Origin of the sequence: Bradyrhizobium elkanii WSM2783 (assembly GCF_000472865.1) — a bacterium.
GTDB classification, from domain to species: Bacteria; Pseudomonadota; Alphaproteobacteria; order Rhizobiales; family Xanthobacteraceae; genus Bradyrhizobium; species Bradyrhizobium elkanii_A.
Map to the genome: position 1 here is coordinate 40,567 of NZ_AXAP01000037.1, position 20,813 is coordinate 61,379.

A 20,813-nucleotide genomic window follows, 5' to 3' on the forward strand; every position below is an offset into this window, starting at 1 on the left:
GAATCCGGTTACACCGAACCTTACATAGGATCTGGGTTGCTGCCGACTATACTCAAGAACACCATTTTGTCATGACTTGCCAATGAAGTCTCGCGTTCATTCCTTGCCCGCAAACTCCGTCGGCGTCTTGCCGGTCACCTGGCGGAACGCATGGGAGAACGCCGAAACGCTGGCATAGCCGAGGTCTGAGGCGATCTGCTTGATCGACACATTAGATTCTGTCGACAGTCGTTCAATCGCGGCCGCGATGCGGGCGCGCTGGCACCAGCTCTTGAAACTGAGCTGCGTCTCCGACGAGAACAGGCGCGACAAGGTTCGCGCCGACGTGCCGACCTCGCGTGCCAGCGTCTCGATTTCATATTGGGCGGTTGGATTGGCGAGGACGATGCTGGCGGCGCGCCGGCAGCGCGGTTCCTGCGGCAGCGGAAGGAAGGTCGCGGAATCCTCGGCCTGGTCCAGTTCCAGCATGACCAGTTGCAGCAGAAGCGCAGTCCGCTCGTGATCGTCCTGTCTGTCGAACAGCGCCAGGATGGTCTGATGCAAGAGCGGCGATATCCGCACCACGAATTCGGTACCGAGGCTGTTGCCGCGCGCGTTGCGCTTCAGCCACGGCAACTCGAAATACAGCGTCCGCATCTGGATGTCGGCGAGCACGTCGATCGAATGCTCCATCAAGGCCGGCACCCACACCGCGCGATCCGGCGGCACCAGCCAGCGACCCTTCGGCGTCGTCACCTGCATCGTGCCTTCGGCGGCGTAGACCAGTTGCGACTCGCGGTGGATGTGGGTGTCGAGCCGCACGCCGCGCCGGTAGTGACGCGCGACCAGATGCACGCCGTCGCCGGTGGCGCGTTGGCCCCGCAAGATCGCGGCAATTGGCGTTTCGGCGACAGTCATTGGCGACATCCCGTCAGGACAACTCCCTATAACCTAGTTCCGGAAGCAAGAGGATTCCCCAAACGGACATCTAAGGGGACATCTCAAGAGGACTTCTAAAGGGATCGAAACAGGATCAACGCATGAACAGCCCCAGCCGGGTGATCACCTACGTCAACGCCGCCCATTTCATTGACCATTATTCGATGCTGATCTTCGCCGCCGCCGTCATCGTGATGGGTCCGGCGCTCGGCATGGCCTATTCGGAATTGCTGCCATACGCCACGCCGGGGTTCATCGCCTTCGGCGCCGGCTCGCTGCTGACAGGCTGGCTCGGCGACCGCTGGAGCCGCCGCCATATGATGGTGATCTTCTTCATCGGCATCGGGCTGTCCATGATTTCGGTCGGCTTCGTGCAGACCCCGCTGCAGCTTGGTGCGGCGCTGCTGGCGATCGGCGTGTTCGCCTCGATCTACCATCCGGTCGGCACTGCCATGATCGTGTCCTATGCCAACAAGCTCGGCCGCGAGATGGGGCTGAACGGGGTCTGGGGTAATCTCGGCGTCGCCTCCTCGGCGCTGGTCACCGGCGTGATCGGCCAGTATCTCGGTTGGCGCTTTGCCTTCATCATTCCCGGCATCGTCACCGTGCTGCTCGGCATCGCCTTCGCGCTGACCGTGGTGCATGAGGATCGCAAGGGGAGCAAGCAGGCCGCAGCCCAGGCGCGCGTCGCGAAGAAGGACATGTGGCGCGTGATCCTGTCGCTCCTGATCGTGGTGATCGCGATCTCCACCACCTTCAACGCGGTGACGGTGGCGCTGCCGAAACTGTTCGCCGAACGGCTCGCCGACCTGACCAGGAGCCCGGCGCTGCTCGGCGTGATCGCAGCCTGCGTCTATGTGTTCGGCGCGATGACGCAGTACACGATCGGCAAATTGCTCGACCACCATTCGCTTAAGACGGTGGCGCTGCCGCTGTCCTTCATGCTGGCGCCGTTCCTCTATCTGGCAGCGACGCTGTCGGACCTGCCGCTGATCCTGGTGTCGATCGGCATCGTGATGGGCGCGTTCGGTCAGGTCACGGTCAACGATGCCATGGTCGGCAAATACACCAGCGAGGAATGGCGGTCGCGCGCCTATGCGGTGCGCTATTTCGTCGGTTTCACCGCGGCCGGCGCCTCGGTCGGGTTGGTCGCCTGGCTTTACGAGCAGGGCGGGTTCGTCACCATGCTGCGCGCGTTCGCCGCGCTCTGTCTATTGGCGATCGCAGCGGCCATTATCCTGCCCAATGAGATCAGGACGCCGGCGCCGCAGGCGAACTGAGGCTGGGGATATTTTGTCGCGGACACGCAAGGTTGATCGTTATGTGAACTGCATCACTTCATGCGCTGCACAATATCTGGCAAACTTGTTCGGGGTAAGGAGTGTGATAGGCTCTTTATGGGTAGACCTTTAGGTTTCGGGGGCTGAGGCTAATTGCGCCTCAACGCTGTATTTGCGGTTTTTGGAGCCCAACCGATCCATGGGTGAGATTCGCGACTTTAAGTCGGGCAGGCACGAGCGGCCGCCGGGTGATCCGACGCCGCGGCGCCTTGCCGCGATCGTCGCAGGCGACATCGCCGGCTACAGCCGTCTGATGCAGCTCGATGAGGAGGGCACGCACAACCGCGTCAAGCGGATCGAGCGCGACCTGATCGAGCCGACCATCGTCGAGCATCACGGCAAGCTGGTGAAGACGACCGGCGACGGCTTCATTGCGATGTTCGACAGTCCGGTCGAAGCCGTCAGGTGCAGCATCGTGATCCAGCAGAACCTGGTCGGCCGCAACGCGGCGGTACCGAGGGACTACTGGATCGAGTACCGGATCGGCGTCAATCTCGGCGACGTCATCATCGAGCCCGACGACATCTATGGCGACGGCGTCAACGTTGCCTCGCGTCTTGAAGGGATCGCCGAGCCGGGGCAGGTCTTCATTTCCGGCGGCATCTACGAACAGATCAAGCACAAGCTGGTGTGCGGCTACGAGTCGCTCGGCGACCGCAAAGTCAAGAACATCACCGACCCGGTGCGGGTCTATCGCGTGCTGCCGGATGCCGCGGCCTTCCAGCGGACGCGCCGGCGGCGCGAGAACGTCCTGATCTTCCTGCTCAGCATCACGCTCGCGATCATCGCCGGCGGCATCCTCTGGTCCTTGCTGATACCGCGGAGCGAAAAGCTGGCGGTGCGAACCCCGGCGCCAGCGGCATCACCGTCGCCCGCGGCATCGCCGAAGGCGGCCGAGCCGGCGCCCGCCACGAAACAGGCGGCAGCTCCCGCTGCCAGTCCCACGGCGCAACCGCAGCCGCCGCAGCCCTCCGCGAGCCCGGCCGTGACGGCGGTCGCGCCCCCGACGCCGCCCACGCCGTCCGTGCGGGAGCCCGAGATGGTCGCGCTTCAGGGCGGCAGCTTCTCGATGGGCAGCAATGACGACGCGTCGGAGCGGCCGATCCGAAGGGTGACGGTCAAGCCATTCGCCATCGCCAAATATCCGGTCACGGTCCGCGAATGGAACGCGTGCGCCGCCGCCAAGGTGTGCGGCTTCACGGCGACCGGAAAGGACGAGGCGCCGGTCACGAATGTGAGCTGGAGCGATGCCAAACAATACGTCACTTGGCTCGCGGACGTCACGAAGAAGGCCTATCGGCTTCCGAGCGAAGCCGAATGGGAGTTTGCTGCCCGCGGCGGAACGCAGACCAGATATTGGTGGGGCGAGCAGATGCAGCCGGGCATGGCCAGTTGCAAGGATTGCGGCGACAGCGCCGCCGCCGAGCAGCCGACCAAGGTCGGCAACTTCAAGTCCAATCCGTTCGGGCTGCATGACATGGGCGGCGGGGTCGACCAGTGGGTCGAGGATTGCTGGCACAAGAATTATCAGGGTGCGCCGGCCGATGGTTCTCCCTGGCTTGGCGGAGACTGCACATCCCATGTGCTCCGCTCCGGCTCCTGGAAGAATGACACGCGTTATGTGCGACCGGCCAATCGGGATAACTACGACACCAACGTTCGATATCCGACCCATGGCTTCCGGGTCGCGCTGTCGCCTTAAAGTATTTGGATTGGGGGAGGGGGCAATGAGAGTTGCGCGTACGCTTCTGATTTCTGCGGTCCTGTCGTCGCTTACGAACGTTGCGCACGCGCAGGACAAGCCTGCACCGAAGGATGCGGTCCTGTATTTCGTCTGGCCGCAGAATGGCACGACCATCAAGGGCGCCTTCTGGGCCCGCTTCGGCCTGCGCAACATGGGCGTGACCCATGCCGGCGATGACTATGCGAACGCCGGTCATCACCATCTGCTGATCGACGTCGACGAGCCGCTCAATCCGAACGAGCCGATCCCATCGGACAAGTCCCACCTGCATTTCGGTGCAGGCCAGACCGAGGCGCGTATCGAGCTGCCGCCCGGCAAGCACACCTTGCAGCTCGTGCTCGGTGACGCCAAGCACTATCCCTTCAAGCCGCCGGTCGTGTCGGAGAAGATCACGATCCGCGTCAGATGAATTTGTAGTGTCGGCCGGCTTGCGAAAACTGGCGGTTGCCTGTTTCCCCATCATGCGGTTTGTTGCTGCAACAGCCGGGCACCAGACTCGGCGTGGAGGAAGCCGATGGCCAGTCAATTGCCCCTTATCACAAGCCTTGTTGTCGCGGTCGCCGTGATGGCCGCACCCGCCAGTGCCGACGCGCTGAAGGACGAGATCGCGCCGACCGGCAAGCTCCGCGTCGCGATTGCGATCAGTCCGGCGGGCGGTGCGTTCTGGTGCACCAAGACCGAAACCGGCTATGCCGGCGTGCCGGTCGATCTCGGCAAGGCAATGGCCACGCAGCTCGGCGTACCCGTTGAATATGTCGTGCACCAGAATTCTGGACAGATCACCGATGCGGCATCGAAGGGCACCTGGGACGTCACCTTCCTGCCCAAGGATCCAGAGCGCGAAACCAAGATGACGTTCGGCCCGATTTATGAGGTCGCGGACGCCACCTACATCGTCAGGCCGGGCTCGGCGGTGACGAATTTCGCCAGCCTCGACCAGCCGGGCGTCAAGGTCGCCGCCGTCAACAACACCACCACGATGCGGGGTGCGATCGCGCACCTGAAGAACGCCAAGGTGACGGGCTATCAGACCTATGACGAGATCTTCAACCTCCTGAAAAGTGGCGAGGTCGACGCGTTCGCGCTGTCGCGCGACCAGCTCAATGCTATGGCGAAGAATATTCCGGGCACCCGGGTGCTGGACGAAACCTTCAAGCAGACGGTGACTGCGGTCGCGGTCCCGCTGAATCATCCGCTGTCGGCGACTTTTGCGACCAAGTTCATGACGGAAGCGACTGCCAACGGCACGCTCCGCAAAGCCTATGACAATAACGGGCTGAAGGACGCGCCGATCCGGACGCAGGCCAAATAGGCGCCCAGTCCTCAGTGTGCGTGCCGTATAGGCAGCGTGCCCAAATCAGCGGCATGGCTTCACCAGGGCGGCGCAGCGACAACTGCCTAAAGCCCCTGCAATTCCCGGCCGTTCTCCACCGATCGGCGAGCACCGCTGTTGGCACATCGATTGCTTTTGGATGTACCAGTCAATGACGACTGCCGTCCTTCGGATTGCCTGGGCCAGCGTTGGCTGAAGGTGCAGGGATCAAAGCGACCTTATTCGGACGCGCCGAGCAGTCGTTAAAGACGACACCCCGTATCCCTGTTCCAACTGGGCTCCGCCAACCGCAGCGTCGCAGCAGGAATCATTCCTGTCGCGCCGTAGATCCGGCGCGCGTCCAGGACGGCCACTCATCCTTCATATCCGCGCTGCGGCCGAGCCGCGGTGTTGTTGGTTTTGCGAACAAGGGGAACTGGAATGGCCTATCTCGTGCCTTCGGAATTTGTCACCAAGATGGTGGACGCGGGTGAGTCGAAGATCTTCATGTCGACGCGCGACACGGTGATCCGTGCTTATATGGCAGGCGCGATCCTGGCGCTCGCCGCGGCCTTTGCGGTGAGCGTCAACGTATCGACCGGTGTGCCGATCGTCGGCGCGGCGCTGTTTCCGGTCGGTTTCTGCATGCTCTATCTGTTCGGCTTCGATCTTCTGACCGGCGTGTTCGTGCTGTCGCCGCTGGCCTGGATTGACAGGCGGCCGGGCGTGACGCTCGGCGGCGTGCTGCGCAACTGGGGCCTCGTGTTCATCGGGAATTTTGCCGGCGCCTTCACCGTGGCTGTGATGATGGCGATCGTCTCGACCTTCGGCTTCTCTTCGCCGCCCGACAAGGTCGGCCAGATCATCGGCACCATCGGCGAAAGCCGCACGGTCGGCTATGCCGCGCACGGCGCGGCGGGCATGCTGACGCTGTTCGTTCGCGGCATGCTCTGCAACTGGATGGTCTCTGCCGGCGTCGTCGGCGCAATGATCTCGACCACCGTCAGCGGCAAAGTGATCGCGATGTGGATGCCGATCATGCTGTTCTTCTTCATGACCTTCGAGCATTCGGTCGTGAACATGTTCCTGTTCCCTTCGGGACTGCTACTCGGCGGCAAGTTCACCATCATGGACTATCTGATCTGGAATGAGATTCCGACCGTGCTCGGCAACCTCGTCGGCGGTCTCGCCTTCACCGGGCTGACGCTCTACGCCACCCATGTGAAGACAGCGCCGAGGCGCGAGCGCCTCGCGGCTTGATCTGATCGCGCATATGGGTCTCTCCTTTGCGGAGAGACCCATTGCCTCTTCACCTCGCGATGTCGCGCCATTTGAAAATATCGGTCGGGCAGTGTTCCGATAGGGGCCGCAAGGAAACCAATCAGGATTTTCATGGCGTCCTGATTCCGAGCGAGCCGCTGCTCGGCCTGAAGGGCATCGCGATCGTGCTCGCCGATGGCATCAGCTCGAGCAGCGTCAGCCGTATTGCAAGCGAGTCGGCCGTCAAGGGGTTCTTGACCGACTATTACTGCACCTCGGAATCCTGGTCGGTGAAGACCTCGGCGCAGCGCGTGCTGGAAGCCACCAATTCGTGGTTGCATGCGCAGACTCGGCGCAGCCAGAACCCTTACGAAAAGGACAAGGGCTATGTCTGCACGCTGAGCGCCATGGTGATCAAGTCGACCACCGCGCATATCTTCCACGTCGGCGACTGCCGGATCTATCGGCTCGCCGGCAACAGCCTTGAGCAACTGACCACCGACCACCGCGTGGTCTTGTCCTCGGTGCAGAGCTATCTCGGCCGTGCCTTGGGCGTTAATGCCCAGGTCGAGATCGACTACCAGTCGTTCAGGGTCGAGCCGGGCGACATGTTCCTGTTGGCGACCGACGGCATCTATGAGCATGTCGCACCGCGCCAGTTGGCAAAGATAATCGTCGACGGCGCCGATGACCTCGACAAGGCGGCGAAGGCCATCGTCGAGCAGGCCTATGAGCGCGGTAGCCAGGACAATCTCACGGTCCAGATCGTGCGTATCGACGAACTGCCGGAGAGCAGCGCCAGCGAGGCGTTCGGCCAATCGAGCGAGTTGCCGTTGCCGCCGCTCTTGGAAGCCAGGATGGCGTTCGACGGCTACACCATCGTGCGCGAACTGCATGGCAGCAGCCGCAGCCACATCTACCTCGCCGTTGATGACGACACCGGCACCACGGTGACAATCAAGATTCCGTCGATCGATCTGCGCGACGATCCCGCCTATCTGAAGCGGTTCATGATGGAGGAATGGGTCGCCAAGCGCATCGACAGCCCGCATGTGCTGAAGCCCTGGACGCCACCGCGCAAGCGCAATTGTCTCTACGTCGTGACCGAACTCATCGACGGGCAGACGCTTCGGCAATGGATGATCGACAATCCGAGCCCGCAGCTTGAGACGGTCCGCGGCATTGTCGAGCAAATCGCCAAGGGCATCCGCGCCTTCCACCGCAAGGAGATGCTGCACCAGGACATCAGGCCCGACAACATCATGATCGACAAGACCGGCACGGTGAAGATCATCGATTTCGGATCGACGAGGATCACCGGCGTGGTCGAGGCGGCGCCCTTGGACGGCCGCAACGAGATTCTCGGCACCCAGCAATACACTGCCCCGGAATATTTCCTGGGCGAGCCTGGCACGCCGCGCTCGGATCTGTACTCGCTCGGGGTCATCACCTATCACATGCTGACGGGACGGCTGCCTTATGGCGCCCGGGTCGCCCGCGCGAGGACCCGATCGGACTTCAACAAGCTCATCTACGGCCCGGCCACGCACATCCGTGCGGACATCCCGATCTGGGTCGATCGAGCAATGGAGCGGGCCGTGCATCCCAATCCATACAAGCGATATGACAGTCTGTCGGAGTTCTTGTTCGACCTCCGCAATCCCAACGCAAGATATCTCACGACGTCATCGACCCCTCTGATCGAGCGTAACCCGCTGTTGTTCTGGAAATGCACGACGCTCGTGCTGGCACTCGCCCTGGTCCTCCTGCTGGCCTACGGCGCGCATCGTTTTCATTAGAGCGCGAACTCATGAACTCGGTCAGGTTCGCTTGAGAGCGACACAATTACTCGCGGCAGCGAAATGGCGCGATGGCCACAAGCCGACGGCGGGAGCGCAACTTGTCGCCAGTTTTGCGGCGCTGCTCGCCGACCGAGACACCGACTATGTCACATTCTATGCATCCACCGCTACCACGATGCTTATTCCGCCAGGTTCCACACTTGCCCAAGTAAGGACGGATCTGTCATCACCTTGTCATCTCTTCCTTTAGCCAGTCGACAAAGCGGTCAACATGTCGTGGATCCGCCCGGGTTTGCAAAATACGTTTCACCCCTTACGGCGAGGCCAGGAAGAGGGCATCGAAGCTTCCACTGTGCCTGACCTGGAAAGAACTCTCTGGGGGCGACAATGGATCCAAAACCTTCGCGGACAGCGTGCATTGCCACGAACATGTGGTCGAAGCGGTGACCGCCTTCGAAAAGATAATCGCGGATGCCTGCTTCTTGCAGCCACGGCTCCCAATGGCCGGGGCGTGTCGCCGAAGTGATCAACGGATGCTTGAGAATGTCTGCCGGCTTCCTTACGGGGCGCTTCTTTAACAACTCCATGCTGCAAACCGGTGTGAGGTTTTCCTCAAAAAGCGCCGTCGTCCCTTTCGAATGAGCGCCGACCCGACCGGCATTTCCCCTCGTTATCAGCAGATCGTTAGAGGAGACATCCGGCGTTTGTCCCGTCATCCGGGTAGATATCCAGACTGCCACGTTAGGATATCTGGTCTCGAAGCGTTTCAATCTCGGCATCAGGAAGTACATCGCGAACGTCGACGGCGAGCACGGCCTTACTGCGATGACGTCTGACGTATTGGCAGGCCGCATCGATGTCCCGGAATGATTGGCTGAGGCGCTCAGCGAGGACTTTTCCATAAGGCGTGAGTGCGAGTCCGCGGCCCTCGCGTGTGAAGACCTGCTGTCCAAGCCAATCTTCGAGCGATCGCACCTGCTTGCTGACAGCCCCATGCGTGACGCCCAGTTCTTCGGCCGCCGCGCTCAAGCTATCGCTGCGCGCCGCGGCCGCAAAAGCACAAAGGGCGACGAGTGGCAATTCTCTTTCCTTCACTCCGACCTCCCCTCTCACCGGTTTCATCCGGTTGTCCACACCGACGATCTACGACTTTTTCTCACATATCGGTGCGGTTTATTCGATAGATTTTCACATTTCCTCGGCTTATCGAACGGGTCAAAAGCTGAAACTACAGTCGTCAACGACAGCAGAGCCGGGATTTTAAGCAAGGCACAGACGTCAACAGCCAACTCTTCTCAGCGCCTGGTCGAGGCAAACGGGCGCAGCTACGCCACGCCAAAGCGGCCTGTTGTCGTGATTTGCCTGGATGGCTTCGACCCCGAATATATGGAAAAGGGAATCGCGGACGGCACCTTGCCGACGATCCGCGCGCTCAAGTCTGCCGGTTACGTAGGCACGGCGCTGGCTACGGTGCCCACGACGACGAACACCAACAACACGTCCATCGTCACCGGCGTGTCGCCCGCAATACACGGCATCAACGGCAACTATTATCTCGACTCGGAGACCGGCGAAGAGATCATGGTGACAGACGCCAGGAGACTGCGATGCGGCACCATTCTCGGTGCCATGAGCAAAGCCGGCGTGCGAACTGCGGTGTTCACCGCCAAGGATAAGCTCCTCAAAGTGCTCGCCTACGAGATGGAAGGGATCGCATTCTCGTCCGAGCACCCGAACGCCGCCGATCTCACGGCTCTCGGGTTCAAGAGCGGCGAAGAAATGGTCGGGCGCGGCAAGCCGGATCAGTATTCCGCTGACCTTTCGCTTTTCGCGCTGGACGCCGGGCTCAAGCTGTTGGAAACGGCAAGGCCTGGGCTCATGTATCTTTCGACCTCCGATTACGTTCAGCACAAATACGAGCCCGGTGACGACGAATCCAATGTCTTCCACTCCGAGGTGGATCGGCGCATCGCGCGCATGATCGAACTCGGCGCAACTGTCGCGCTGACGGCCGATCACGGCATGGCTGACAAGTCGGGCGAAGATGGACAGCCGAACGTCGTCTACCTCGAAGATACGCTGAACGAGAAGTTCGGTGCGGGAACCGTCAGGGTGATCTGCCCGATCGCCGATCCGTTCGTTCGTCACCACGGAGCGCTGGGCGGCTTCGTGCGCGTTCACCTGCTTAGGGCTGGCGACATCAAGGCTATGATGACTTATCTGCGGTCATTGCCCGGCGTCGAGCTCGTCCTGGATCGGGCGACCGTGTGCGAGCGATACCAATTGCCGCCGGATCGCGAGGGTGACTTCGCCGTGTTTTCGGACCGCGGGACGGCGATAGGCGCGCGCCGCCAGGACCATGACTTGTCGGCGCTCGGCAATCATCGCTTGCGCTCCCATGGTGGTCTCGGGGAGCAGCGCGTGCCGTTCCTCCTCTCTCGTCCACTCAAGCGCGATTACTGGGAGCGAGCGGAAAGGGGCGTGCTGCGCAACTACGATATCTTCGACTTTGCCCTAAACGGTGTCGAATGAGCCTCAATCTTCATCCGATCGAATTCAGTCATGGGAGACTGCACATGCGCACATTGCGAATTGGCTTGATGGCGCTCGCGATGACGACGTTATTCTGCAGGGCCGGGCATGCTGAGACTGCGGTCGTTGGAACCGGCTCGGCTTTCGCCGCTCCGATCTACACCAAATGGGCCGAGCAGGAAAAGCCAAGCACCGGCATCGCGATCAACTACCAGCCGTCGGGATCTTCCGTTGGGCAGCTCCAGGTGCTGAAAGGCCTGACGGACTTCGGCGCCTCCGATGTTCCCATGGAGGACAGCAAGCTTAAGGAGGCTGATATCCTGCAATTTCCCACAGTTGTCGGTGGGTATGCAGTGGTCGTCAATATCCCCGGTGTTGCGCCCGGCCAACTCCGGCTCAGCGCTCCCGTTCTCGCCGACATCTTCATGGGCAACATCAAGTCTTGGGATGATGCACGTGTCGCGAAGCTCAACCCGGGCGTCGCTCTGCCCAAGCTCGCCATCTCGCTTCTTTATCATGCGGGAGGGTCAGGAGGCACTTACGCAATATCCCGATATCTCGCAAAGAACAGCGACGCATGGCGGGACAAGATGGGGGTTGGCATGACACTCAGCTGGCCGATCGGCGCCGGCGTCAAAGGCAGCTACGGTGCGGCTTCGACGATACCAATGACGGTTGGCGGCATCGGTTATGCCGAACTCTCCTATGTGGTCGCCAATCACCTCTCGACCGTGCAGATCCAGAACAAGGCCGGCCGATTCGTGGTACCGAACGGAGATACGTTCGCCGCCGCCGCCGCAAACGCGGATTGGACCGTGCCGAACTATGCAGTGGACCTGACCGACATGCCCGGAGAACAAAGTTGGCCGATCGTCACCGCCACGTTCGTCCTGGTACCGAGAAGTTCGAGCAAAACCGCTACGTCGAACGCCACCCTCCAGTTCTTCAAATGGGCGTTTGCGCACGGTGACGATGCGGCCCGGTCCTTGCAATTCGTACCCCTGCCCGAAAAAGTCAAAGCCGACATCAGCAGAAACTGGAGCAACTGATGACCGGCATGCGTAGAGCATGGCCATGCGCTCAGGCTGTGGCACCCTAAAGCGCGATGAGATGAGGATGAATCATTCTCGCGCTTCAGGTTATTGTTCGAGCGTGATCTCCGCACAAACGCTTCGCGTTTATCGCGAGGGAAAACCGCTTCACACTTTTCCGGATCATGCTCTAGTGCGTGGTGCCGGAGGGGATCGGGTCCAGTCCGCTCTTGATCAGTTCAGTGTGGGCGTCTGGCGATGCGAGGAACTGGATCAGGGCCCGTCCGGCGTCGGGCTCCTTGGAGGCGCTGGCGATCCCGGCGGAAAACACCGTGATCTTCTGCAGCTCATCCGGCAGCGGCCCGACGATATCGATGCCGGCAACGGGCTTCAGCTCGCTGATCTGCTGGAGGCCGATCTCGGCTTCACCCTTGGCCACGATCTCGCCGACGGGCGTGGCCGGAATCTTTCTTGCTTTGTCCTTCATCGCTTCGGCAATGCCGAGCTTCTGGAACATGTCGGTCGACACGTAGACGCCACTGGCGCTGTCGGAATAGGCGATCGACTTTGCCGCGAGCAGCGCGCGCTTCACGGCATCCGCCGAGCTGATGTCCGGCTTTAGCGCGCCTGATTTCACCGCGATTCCGATCGGCGATTTGACGAGATCGACGCGGCTGTCGGCTGTCACCTTGCCTTGCGCGGCGAGGTCATTGAGGGCGTAGCCGACCATGATGAGCACATCGGCGGGTTCGCCGCGCTCGAGCCGCACCGGAATTGCGTTGACGGTGGTTCCCATCGACGGTCCATAGGCGGTCGAGACCTTGTGGCCGGTCTTGCGCTCAAATTCGGGTACCAGGGCTTTGTAGGCGGCGGTCAGCCCGCCCGAGATCATCACGTGGATTTCGGCGGCGGATGTAGAGGCGGCGAGGAAGAGTACGGCGAAGCAGGCGAGGGCGAATGCGCGGAAGGTGGCGCGGTGCCGCATGGATGTTTCTCCCCAGGGATTCGTTGATCGTTGCGGCGACGTTACTTCGGCAAGCAATACGCGGCTACCAGCAACCGCTCACGTTGAAGTGTGTTCAGCCATGTCGTTGGGGAGGGGGCGAAGCGAGTTCGTTGCTCGTCACGAATTCACGTGCACGAAATCGCGCAGCAGCGGATAGATCTCGTTGTTCCAGCGCTTGCCGCTGAACACGCCGTAATGGCCGACGCCGGCCTGCATGTGATGCACCTTGCGATAGCCGCGCACACCTGTGCAGAGGTCTTGCGCCGCCAGCGTCTGGCCGATCGAGCAGATGTCGTCGCGCTCGCCTTCGACCGTCATCAGGCCCATGCGCCTGATCGCAGCGGGATTCACCGGCCGGCCCCGGTGCATCAGCTTGCCCTGAGGTAGCAGGTGCTCCTGGAACACGTCGCGCACGGTCTCGATGTAGAATTCCGCCGGCAGATCCATCACCGCGAAATATTCATCGTAGAAAGTCTTGATGACGTTTGCCTTCTCCTTCTCGCCCTTGGCAAGATGATTGGCGAGGTCCATGTGCTGCTTGATGTGGCGCTCGAGGTTCATGGAGACGAAGGCGGTGAGCTGCACAAAGCCCGGATAGACCTTTCGGAACGCGCCCCGGCACTGGATCGGGACATAGTTGATGAGGTTGTCCTCGAACCACTTTATCGGCTTGCTCTTGGCAAATTCGTTGACCTTGGTCGGCTGGATGCGCGTGTCGATCGGCCCGGCCATCAAGGTCAGCGATGCAGGGCGCGCGGGGTGATTGTCCTCCGACATGATCGCCGCCGCCGCCAGCGCCGACACTGAAGGCTGGCAGATCGCGACCATGTGCGCGCGCGGGCCGAGCTTATCGAGGAAGGTGATGAGATGGTCCGTGTAATCCTCGAGCCCGAAACGACCTTGGTCGAGCGGAATGTCGCGCGGATTGTGCCAGTCGGTGATGTAGACGTCGTGATCCTGCAGCAGCGTCATGACCGTGCTGCGCAACAGCGTCGCGAAGTGACCGGACATTGGCGCTACCAAGAGCAGGCGCGGGTGCTCGGGTCCATCGATCTTCTTGAAGTGCAGGAGCGATCCGAACGGCGTGGCGTAGGCAACTTCCTCCCGCACCTCCAATTCGCGATTGCCCACCCTCACGCTGCCGATGCCATAGTCGGGGCGGGTGTAGGTCAGGGTGGAGCGCGAGATCAGTTCGAGTGCGGCCGCGAGCCGGCCAAACAACCGGTCCGACGCGCCCTGCGGCACCAGATTAAGATATCTAAGTGCCGCCGCCGCCCCCGTGCGCCATGGTGCCGTCAGGTCCATGTGATTCTGGTAGGCTTGGTACATCATTGACATTGACATCGTACGCGACCGCCCCTTGCCCCGCGTTGCTATGCAATATCGAAGCCAAAGCGGAGTCGAACCGCCCTCGAAATTGGCACGTGGCTTGCTGCTTGGGATATTCGGCGCCCAGGCGATGAGCAGGGGCGATATCCGCAAGGATAGGCTGGAGGCTTTGGGTCCCTGCGGTCGAGGTTGAGGCGTGAAGGAAGGCTCTATGGCAACGACACTGACCATCAGCAGCAAGAACTATTCATCATGGTCTCTGCGTGGCTGGCTGCTGGCGAAATTCGCGAGGCTGGAATTCGAGGAGGTGATCACAGCTCCGGACGACGCCTCGGCCCGCGCGGAACTCCTGCTGCTGTCGTCGTCGATCCTGGTGCCCTGCCTGCGCCACGAGGGCGCTACCGTCTGGGACACGTTGGCGATCGCCGAGTATCTCAACGAGGTCATGCCGAATGCCGGCCTGTTGCCGGAAGACCGCATAAAGCGGGCACATTGCCGCTCGATCTGCGGTGAAATCCACTCCGGCTTCACGACGCTGCGGGCATCGCTGCCGGTCAATCTGAAAGGCCATTTCCCGGGCTTCAAGATCTGGTCGCGCGCGCAGGCCGATATCGACCGGATCTGCAGCATCTGGCGCGACTGCCTCGCGGAGTCCGGCGGGCCGTTCCTGTTCGGTGAGCGCCGCACCATGGCGGACGCCATGTATGCGCCGGTCGTCACCCGCTTCATCACCTATGACGTCAAGCTCGAGCCGATGCTCGCAGCCTATGCCGAGACCATCATGTCGATGCCGGAGATGCGGGAGTGGGTCGAGGCGGCCAAGGCCGAGCCTGCCGATGTCGAGGAGCTGGAGGTCGAATATTAGGCAGTGCTGCCTGCCGGCTGCGCGTTCAGCGGGCTCAAGCACGGTGCAAGTACTGCCTAAAGCTCGTGCCACGGCAGCCGCGTGCGAGTAGCGGCAGGCGAGCGGTGGTTGCGCCGCGAAAAATCGCTCGACTCAAATTCAGGCTTGGTTCCAAGCGCTTCGTCCGCTTGGCGACAGCGATCTGCAGGAATCGCTGCGCCGCAGCGCGACTGGCGCGGATTTCGCATGGCACGAACCAAGCTGTGAACGCGACGATGCGACGCTGCCGAAAATTTGGACGCCTTGCGTAGCCGCGGGTCTCGCGATCGAGAACGTTGGAGGCTTCAAATGAACCAGCATGCCGTTGTCAGCAAGTTCTCTCATGTCAAGCCAGGCGATACCGAATTCAAGGGCGGCGGCCTGCGCGACTTCTTCCTCTACCGCGATCTCGGCATAGCCGATGCCACCGGCGGCCAGGTGATCTGCCATCTGGTCAAGGCGAATCCCGATTGCCCGCCCGAGGATGGCACCGGCTGGCATCGCCATGATTGCGATTTCCAGATCGTGATCATGATGAAGGGCTGGGCGCGCTTCATGTACGAGGACAAGCCGACGCTGGTGCAGGCCGGAGACGTCGTGCACCAGCGGCCCGGTATCGCGCACTACCTCTTCGATTACTCACCGGATATGGAATATCTGGAGATCGTGAGCCCGGCGGACTTCAAGACCGTCGACATGCCGCCGGCCACCGACAAGGTGCCGCCGGTGACGCCTTGGAAGTAACCGATTGGGAGTCACCGATCATGTCGTCTCCGGAGGAATTAACTCTTGTGGTTGGCCGTTGGCTGCGGCCGCTGGTTGTTCTCCTGCATGTGGTGCGCCTGCTCGGACTGGCGCCGACATCTAGCCGTGAACAACAGCGTACAGCACTCCATCACTGATTCGGACGCGCTTCGTTCCACGGGTGTTCCGAACCTTAAGGCGGCGAATTTTCCCGTCGCATTTTGATACAAGCAAATGCGAGAGGGATGATGCTTCATCCCACTCGCAGGTTTTGCTTCAGCGTGAGCTTCGCGTCGCTCGCGAAGCGGAAGCCGATAGCGACTCTTCTGTGATCTCCTAAGCCACACCTGTTTGCTTGACGCGAGGAAAGCGCCAGGCAATCACGGTCGCCTCGACCGTTCCGCCGGATTCGTCATTGAGCCAATGACCGTCGGTAAAGCGACAGGCGAACGGCAACTGATATGTGCCGCTCTGATCTTCGCAAAGCACTTCGACGATCTCGTTCGGCGGAGGTTCGCCGTTGCCATCGAATTGCGCCAGTCGCTTTTCGCGCGTTGCCATCTGATTATTCTCCACTTCCGATGCGTGGAAACGTTTGAGTTCCCAAAAGCCCCCCGCACCCCGCAATAAGTGGAGGACAGCGCCGGAATGCGGTTACAGTGTGGTATCTCTGACGATGTCGTCGTGCTTTGCGCACATTGCCGTGAGCGCGTGGAGGACTTAATGAACGTTAAGATGATGATCGCCTCGCTCATGATGCTCGTATCCAGCGCTTTGGCATTTAACAAAGTTAATGCTCAGGACGTTCCAGGCATCGAGATCTGTACCGTCGAGAAGACCTGGGAGCGGCGCACGAGCTGCCTGCAGAGCAATGTCGACTTCCTGCAGAAGACGATCACGAAGCTTGTGACCGATCACCAGCAGAAGCTCGATGCGGCCAATCGCCAGATTGAATACCTCAAGAGTGCATCCGCGACCTTGCAGAAGCGCGTGGATGATCTGCTGGCTGCGCAGAAGAAGATGGACGAGGACTTGAAGAAGAAGGCCGACGTGCCGCCGGCAAAGGACGCTGCGCCGGCGGCGAAAGAAGGCGGCAAGTGATGTGTGTCCGTCATTGCGAGCGCCAGCGAAGCAATCCATCTCACCGCTCGCGGAGACATGGATTGCTTCGTCGCTAGCGCTCCTCGCAATGACGCCTGGGGTGAGAAGCCCCCTACGACACGCGGTACTGCTCCATCACGTCTCTGTCGGGCTCATAGCCGAGACCGGGCCCTTGCGGCACCTCGACGCTGCCGCTTGCATCGACATCGGCGCGGCCGCGCCAGAGGCAGGCCGGCCGTTTCATGTAAAAGGCTTCGATGAAGCCGTCGTGGCGTATCGACATCAGGTGCAGCGTCGCCAGGAAGCCCGGTCCGAAATAGGGCGAGTGTGGAACGATCTTGATGCCGAGTTCGTCGGCGAGCGTCGCAACTCTCAGGAACTCGGTGATGCCGCCGACCTTGGTTACCGAGGGTTGCGCATGGCTGACGGCGCCCGCCGTCATCATCTGGCGGAACTGGTGCACGGTGCAGGCATTCTCCCCGGCCGCGATGTCGAGGCCGCCCTTGGCGCGCACGTCGGCGAGCGTGGCAAAATCCTCCGGCGGCCAGACCGGCTCCTCGAGGAACATCGGACTTGCCGCCTGGCAGTCTCGCGCGAAAGCAATCGCGCTCGGGCCGTCCAGCGGGCAATTCATGTCGACCATCAGCGGGACGTTGCTGCCGATCGCGTTGCGTGCCGCGAACACCGCGGGCGTCGTGGTCTCGTGCAGCTTGATCGCGCCGTAGCCGCGACGGAGCGCGGCCTCGCATTCGCCGGCGATATGTTCCGGCGTGCCGATACGCATCAGGCTCGCATAGGCCGGGATCCTCGCGCGTGTGGCCTCGCCGATCAGCCGATGCAGCGGCACGCCCTTGATCTTGCCGGCAAGGTCCCACAGCGCGATGTCTAACCCCGAGATCGCGAACATCGTGATGCCGTAGCGGCCGAACAGATGCAGGTTGCGCTGGATCTGCTCCATCACGGCGGGAATGCCGGATGCATCAGGCACGTCGAGGCCACGCGCCTGCGGCGCGATCATCTCCTCGATTGCGGTGCGGGTCGTCCGTGGACAGACATACGCGAAGGCGTCGCCCCAGCCCGTGAGGCCGCTATCGGTCGAGACTTCGACCAGCACCATGTCAAGCGCTGCGATCGCCGACGCGCCCTGCCGGAAGCTCGCGGGGCCGGCGTCATAGGGGATGCGGATGTGGCGTGCGCGGATATCAGTGATTTTCATAAGGTGCCTCCAAAGGTGGATGCCGAGTGCTCCGTCATGGCCGGGCTCGTCCCGGCCATCCACGCCCTTCGCCGTTAAGTGCCCAACGTGGATGCCCGGGACAAGCCCGGGCATGACGGGTTCGATGGTGTCTTAGGTTGGGCGTTAAGAGCCCTTCTCGCCGCTCATGACGGGGCCGAACCGCTCCCAGCTCTCGCCCTTGAAGCGCGTCATCTGGAGCTGCTCGATTGGCGCGAAGTCGTTCGGTCCGGTCTTGATGCGGGTGCCCGGCAGGTAGATGCCGATCTGGAAATCGAGATTGGCCGCCTGCTTCATGACATTCTCGCGGGTGAGGTTGTCGCCGCATTGGCGCAGCACCTGCTCGAGCCCCTTGGCGACGCCATAGCCGAACACGGTCGCGGCATCGTCGAGATCGCCTTCAGGATACCATTTGCCCATGAACGCCCGCCACTCATTCATCGCGGGATCGTTCTTCCATTCGGCGTCCTTGGGATCCTTCAGATAGTTGGTGGACAGCACGCCCTGGCTGGCCTCATAGCCGGCCGGTTTCATGACGCCGCCGATCGAAACGGAGACGTTGGTCAGGAACTGCACCGGGTGCCAGTCCAGCTCTGCGATCTTCTTGATCGCCTGCGCCGCGAATTTCGGCGTCGCGATGTTGACGAAGATGTCGGGATTGGCGCCCTTGAGCTGCACCACCTGGGAATCCACCGTGGGCGAACTGGTCTCATAGGAGGCCTCCGCGATGATCAGCTTGCCCGCCTGATCGCCGAGGCCCTCGCGCAGCCCGATCACGTAATCCTTTCCGAAATCGTCGTTCTGGTAGAGCACGCCGATCGTCTTGCCCGGATAGTTCTGCAGGATGTACTTGCCGTAGATCCGCGCTTCGACCTGGTAGCTGGGCTGCCAGCCCATGGTCCACGGAAAATTCTTCGGGTCGTTCCACTTGGCGGCGCCGGTGGAGACGAAGAGCTGCGGCACTTTCTTCGTGTTCATGTATTTCTGGATCGCGGTGTTGCCCGGCGTGCCCAGTGGGTTGAAGATCAGCAGCACCTCGTCGTTCTCGACGAGCTTGCGTGCCTGCTCCACCGTCTTTGGCGGGCTATAGGCGTCGTCATAACTGACGAAGTTGATCTTGCGGCCATTGATGCCGCCTTCCGCATTGAGCTTCTTGAAATAGGCCGCTTCGGTCTTGCCGATTGTGGCGTAAGCCGAGGCCGGGCCGGAGTAGGGCATGATGTTGCCGATCTTGATTTCGGTGTCGGTGGCACCGGGGTCGTATTTCTTTTGCGCGCTGGCGGTTCCCGCGAGCGCTATAGCTATAAGTGTCGCAAGCAGCGTGGATTGGGCATAGTTCAAGAGCCGGTAATGCATCTTTGTCCTCCCTGACAGTCGCCGCGGCTCCTGCAGTCTTGATTATGGGCAGCTTGATGTGAGCCGTCGGATCGATGCGTCAACGAGTATGCACGATTGGCTATGCCTTGCCAGCGACGGGGCGGGTTGCAATTTCCGTGGGACGGAACGACGCTTTGATTGCTGCGGGACAGCAAGGACTGTCAAACGGTGCACGGCGCGATCACGCATGATGGACGCGTTTCGAGGGAAGGCCCGACAGCCATGAATCCAGCCCAGAAGGCGCTCTGGTACATCGAGAGCCATCTTGGTCAGTCGCTGACGCTCGACGAGATTGCCGGCATCGCCGGTGTCTCGCGCTTCCATTTGGTGCGCGCGTTTGCGGCGGCGACAGGATTTTCGGTGATGCGTTACGTGCGCGCCCGCCGTCTCAGCGAGGCGGCTCGCGCGCTTGCGGGCGGCGCGCCGGACATTCTCAGCCTTGCGCTGGATGCGGACTACGGCTCCCACGAAGCGTTCACTCGCGCGTTTCGCGACCATTTCGGCGTCACGCCTGAAACGGTTCGCGCCACGACGTGCCTCAGCAAGCTGAAGCTACAGGAGCCGATCATGATGGATTCGACCGCGCTCGATCATCTCAGCCCGCCACGCATTGCAACCGGAAAGGCGTTCCTCGTCGCCGGCGTCGGCGAGCGCTACAATCACGCCAATTGCGACGGCGCCGGCATTCCGAACCAGTGGCAGCGATTTCACCAGACGGTCGGCAATATTCCCGGCCGCATTGGCAACGTCGCCTATGGCGTCTGCTGCAACGGCGATGACGCCGGCAATTTCGATTATATCGCCGGCGTCGAGGTCGCCGACTTCTCCGACTTGCCGCGCGAGTTCAGCCGGGTGCGCATCCCCGAGCAGAAATATGCGGTCTTCACCCATGGCGAGCACATCTCCACGATCCGGCGAACCGTGAACACGATCTGGAATCACTGGCTGCCGCAGTCCGATATGAAGGCGGCCGATGCGCCGAACTTCGAGCGCTATGACGAGAACTTCGATCCTATGACCGGCAATGGCGGCCTCGAGATCTGGGTACCTGTGAAGGAGTGATGGACTTGTAGGATGGGTAGAGCGAAGCGAAACCCATCAATGCGCCAGATGCGATGGGGCAAGATGATGGGTTTCGCTTTCGCTCTACCCATCCTACGGCAGCTCGCAAGGCTGCCCTGCTCCGCGCTTGCTTGGCAA

Annotated in this window: 20 protein-coding genes; 12 read left to right on the top strand and 8 right to left on the bottom strand. The window is 61.4% G+C overall.

All coding sequences use genetic code 11. The features are described from left to right. Positions 1 to 96 precede the first annotated feature (96 nt). Entirely contained in the window at positions 97 to 897 is an 801-nt protein-coding gene (locus tag YY7_RS0127910) for an AraC family transcriptional regulator (protein ID WP_035691100.1), read from the bottom strand. Positions 898 to 1,019: 122 nt separating this feature from the next. Between YY7_RS0127910 and YY7_RS0127915 the strand changes: the two genes are divergently transcribed. From YY7_RS0127915 to YY7_RS0127940, 6 genes are all read left to right on the top strand, one after another. After that, complete coding sequence (locus YY7_RS0127915; RefSeq protein WP_028166090.1) at positions 1,020 to 2,198, top strand: MFS transporter; 1,179 nt, start codon at positions 1,020 to 1,022, stop codon at positions 2,196 to 2,198. Positions 2,199 to 2,397: 199 nt separating this feature from the next. After that, positions 2,398 to 3,960, top strand: a complete 1,563-nt coding sequence (locus YY7_RS0127920; RefSeq protein WP_028166091.1) for an SUMF1/EgtB/PvdO family nonheme iron enzyme — start codon at positions 2,398 to 2,400, stop codon at positions 3,958 to 3,960. Positions 3,961 to 3,985: 25 nt separating this feature from the next. Then, positions 3,986 to 4,411 carry a DUF4399 domain-containing protein gene (locus tag YY7_RS0127925; protein WP_028166092.1) on the top strand — a complete coding sequence of 142 codons (426 nt, stop codon included), beginning with the start codon at positions 3,986 to 3,988 and terminating at the stop codon, positions 4,409 to 4,411. Positions 4,412 to 4,567: 156 nt separating this feature from the next. After that, positions 4,568 to 5,314: a transporter substrate-binding domain-containing protein gene (locus YY7_RS0127930; protein WP_035691111.1), complete on the top strand. Its 747-nt coding sequence runs from the start codon at positions 4,568 to 4,570 to the stop codon at positions 5,312 to 5,314. Between the two features lie 441 nt (positions 5,315 to 5,755). Next, the gene (locus YY7_RS0127935) at positions 5,756 to 6,574 is read left to right on the top strand and encodes a formate/nitrite transporter family protein (RefSeq protein ID WP_028166094.1); all 819 of its coding nucleotides are present in this window, start codon (positions 5,756 to 5,758) and stop codon (positions 6,572 to 6,574) included. A gap of 59 nt (positions 6,575 to 6,633) precedes the next feature. Then, the gene (locus YY7_RS0127940; protein WP_028166095.1) at positions 6,634 to 8,373 is read left to right on the top strand and encodes a bifunctional protein-serine/threonine kinase/phosphatase; all 1,740 of its coding nucleotides are present in this window, start codon (positions 6,634 to 6,636) and stop codon (positions 8,371 to 8,373) included. Positions 8,374 to 8,642: 269 nt separating this feature from the next. Here YY7_RS0127940 and YY7_RS63525 read toward each other — a convergent pair whose 3' ends face one another. Together YY7_RS63525 and YY7_RS63530 are read right to left on the bottom strand one after the other, a co-directional pair. Further along, entirely contained in the window at positions 8,643 to 9,167 is a 525-nt protein-coding gene (locus tag YY7_RS63525; protein ID WP_245287444.1) for a LysR substrate-binding domain-containing protein, read from the bottom strand. After that, positions 9,118 to 9,489: a LysR family transcriptional regulator gene (locus YY7_RS63530; protein WP_349642686.1), complete on the bottom strand. Its 372-nt coding sequence runs from the start codon at positions 9,487 to 9,489 to the stop codon at positions 9,118 to 9,120. The genes YY7_RS63525 and YY7_RS63530 overlap by 50 nt, the downstream gene beginning before the upstream one ends. Here YY7_RS63530 and phnA point away from each other — a divergent pair. Both phnA and pstS read left to right on the top strand, forming a co-directional pair. Then, positions 9,370 to 10,908 carry a phosphonoacetate hydrolase gene (gene phnA / locus YY7_RS0127950; protein WP_349642687.1) on the top strand — a complete coding sequence of 513 codons (1,539 nt, stop codon included), beginning with the start codon at positions 9,370 to 9,372 and terminating at the stop codon, positions 10,906 to 10,908. The genes YY7_RS63530 and phnA overlap by 120 nt on opposite strands. 44 nt (positions 10,909 to 10,952) lie before the next feature. Further along, positions 10,953 to 11,957 (top strand): phosphate ABC transporter substrate-binding protein PstS, encoded by a 1,005-nt coding sequence (pstS, locus tag YY7_RS0127955; protein WP_028166098.1) that lies wholly within the window; start codon positions 10,953 to 10,955, stop codon positions 11,955 to 11,957. A gap of 172 nt (positions 11,958 to 12,129) precedes the next feature. Here the strand turns inward: pstS and YY7_RS0127960 are convergent, their stop codons facing one another. Continuing rightward, entirely contained in the window at positions 12,130 to 12,924 is a 795-nt protein-coding gene (locus tag YY7_RS0127960; RefSeq protein ID WP_028166099.1) for a substrate-binding domain-containing protein, read from the bottom strand. A gap of 138 nt (positions 12,925 to 13,062) precedes the next feature. After that, entirely contained in the window at positions 13,063 to 14,283 is a 1,221-nt protein-coding gene (locus YY7_RS0127965; protein ID WP_028166100.1) for a polyhydroxyalkanoate depolymerase, read from the bottom strand. 202 nt (positions 14,284 to 14,485) lie between these two features. Here YY7_RS0127965 and YY7_RS0127970 point away from each other — a divergent pair, with 202 nt between their 5' ends. Both YY7_RS0127970 and YY7_RS0127975 read left to right on the top strand, forming a co-directional pair. After that, on the top strand, positions 14,486 to 15,139 hold the full coding sequence (locus tag YY7_RS0127970; RefSeq protein ID WP_028166101.1) for a glutathione S-transferase: 654 nt from the start codon (positions 14,486 to 14,488) through the stop codon (positions 15,137 to 15,139). A gap of 327 nt (positions 15,140 to 15,466) precedes the next feature. Next, positions 15,467 to 15,901, top strand: coding sequence for a cupin domain-containing protein (locus tag YY7_RS0127975; RefSeq protein WP_028166102.1), 435 nt, complete (start codon positions 15,467 to 15,469; stop codon positions 15,899 to 15,901). Positions 15,902 to 16,237: 336 nt separating this feature from the next. Here YY7_RS0127975 and YY7_RS0127980 read toward each other — a convergent pair whose 3' ends face one another. Continuing rightward, positions 16,238 to 16,462, bottom strand: coding sequence for a hypothetical protein (locus YY7_RS0127980; RefSeq protein ID WP_028166103.1), 225 nt, complete (start codon positions 16,460 to 16,462; stop codon positions 16,238 to 16,240). Between the two features lie 174 nt (positions 16,463 to 16,636). On the opposite strand from YY7_RS0127980, the gene YY7_RS0127985 reads away from it, so the two are divergent. Next, entirely contained in the window at positions 16,637 to 17,002 is a 366-nt protein-coding gene (locus tag YY7_RS0127985) for a hypothetical protein (protein WP_155255357.1), read from the top strand. Positions 17,003 to 17,114: 112 nt separating this feature from the next. Here YY7_RS0127985 and YY7_RS0127990 read toward each other — a convergent pair whose 3' ends face one another. Beyond that, complete coding sequence (locus tag YY7_RS0127990) at positions 17,115 to 18,218, bottom strand: mandelate racemase/muconate lactonizing enzyme family protein (RefSeq protein ID WP_028166105.1); 1,104 nt, start codon at positions 18,216 to 18,218, stop codon at positions 17,115 to 17,117. Between the two features lie 144 nt (positions 18,219 to 18,362). Continuing rightward, positions 18,363 to 19,592 (bottom strand): ABC transporter substrate-binding protein, encoded by a 1,230-nt coding sequence (locus tag YY7_RS0127995; RefSeq protein WP_051396970.1) that lies wholly within the window; start codon positions 19,590 to 19,592, stop codon positions 18,363 to 18,365. Positions 19,593 to 19,835: 243 nt separating this feature from the next. Here YY7_RS0127995 and YY7_RS0128000 point away from each other — a divergent pair, with 243 nt between their 5' ends. Next, the gene (locus tag YY7_RS0128000) at positions 19,836 to 20,675 is read left to right on the top strand and encodes an AraC family transcriptional regulator (RefSeq protein ID WP_028166107.1); all 840 of its coding nucleotides are present in this window, start codon (positions 19,836 to 19,838) and stop codon (positions 20,673 to 20,675) included. Positions 20,676 to 20,813 lie beyond the last annotated feature (138 nt).

What these genes read in the sequence shown, in the direction of transcription:
- YY7_RS0127910 (WP_035691100.1), bottom strand. Translation starts at nt 897, where the DNA reads ATGACTGTCGCCGAAACGCCAATTGCCGCGATCTTGCGGGGCCAACGC.
- YY7_RS0127915 (WP_028166090.1), top strand. Translation starts at nt 1,020, where the DNA reads ATGAACAGCCCCAGCCGGGTGATCACCTACGTCAACGCCGCCCATTTC.
- YY7_RS0127920 (WP_028166091.1), top strand. Translation starts at nt 2,398, where the DNA reads ATGGGTGAGATTCGCGACTTTAAGTCGGGCAGGCACGAGCGGCCGCCG.
- YY7_RS0127925 (WP_028166092.1), top strand. Translation starts at nt 3,986, where the DNA reads ATGAGAGTTGCGCGTACGCTTCTGATTTCTGCGGTCCTGTCGTCGCTT.
- YY7_RS0127930 (WP_035691111.1), top strand. Translation starts at nt 4,568, where the DNA reads ATGGCCGCACCCGCCAGTGCCGACGCGCTGAAGGACGAGATCGCGCCG.
- YY7_RS0127935 (WP_028166094.1), top strand. Translation starts at nt 5,756, where the DNA reads ATGGCCTATCTCGTGCCTTCGGAATTTGTCACCAAGATGGTGGACGCG.
- YY7_RS0127940 (WP_028166095.1), top strand. Translation starts at nt 6,634, where the DNA reads ATGTCGCGCCATTTGAAAATATCGGTCGGGCAGTGTTCCGATAGGGGC.
- YY7_RS63525 (WP_245287444.1), bottom strand. Translation starts at nt 9,167, where the DNA reads ATGTACTTCCTGATGCCGAGATTGAAACGCTTCGAGACCAGATATCCT.
- phnA (WP_349642687.1), top strand. Translation starts at nt 9,370, where the DNA reads ATGCGTGACGCCCAGTTCTTCGGCCGCCGCGCTCAAGCTATCGCTGCG.
- pstS (WP_028166098.1), top strand. Translation starts at nt 10,953, where the DNA reads ATGCGCACATTGCGAATTGGCTTGATGGCGCTCGCGATGACGACGTTA.
- YY7_RS0127960 (WP_028166099.1), bottom strand. Translation starts at nt 12,924, where the DNA reads ATGCGGCACCGCGCCACCTTCCGCGCATTCGCCCTCGCCTGCTTCGCC.
- YY7_RS0127965 (WP_028166100.1), bottom strand. Translation starts at nt 14,283, where the DNA reads ATGTCAATGATGTACCAAGCCTACCAGAATCACATGGACCTGACGGCA.
- YY7_RS0127970 (WP_028166101.1), top strand. Translation starts at nt 14,486, where the DNA reads ATGGCAACGACACTGACCATCAGCAGCAAGAACTATTCATCATGGTCT.
- YY7_RS0127975 (WP_028166102.1), top strand. Translation starts at nt 15,467, where the DNA reads ATGAACCAGCATGCCGTTGTCAGCAAGTTCTCTCATGTCAAGCCAGGC.
- YY7_RS0127980 (WP_028166103.1), bottom strand. Translation starts at nt 16,462, where the DNA reads ATGGCAACGCGCGAAAAGCGACTGGCGCAATTCGATGGCAACGGCGAA.
- YY7_RS0127985 (WP_155255357.1), top strand. Translation starts at nt 16,637, where the DNA reads ATGATGATCGCCTCGCTCATGATGCTCGTATCCAGCGCTTTGGCATTT.
- YY7_RS0127990 (WP_028166105.1), bottom strand. Translation starts at nt 18,218, where the DNA reads ATGAAAATCACTGATATCCGCGCACGCCACATCCGCATCCCCTATGAC.
- YY7_RS0127995 (WP_051396970.1), bottom strand. Translation starts at nt 19,592, where the DNA reads ATGCATTACCGGCTCTTGAACTATGCCCAATCCACGCTGCTTGCGACA.
- YY7_RS0128000 (WP_028166107.1), top strand. Translation starts at nt 19,836, where the DNA reads ATGAATCCAGCCCAGAAGGCGCTCTGGTACATCGAGAGCCATCTTGGT.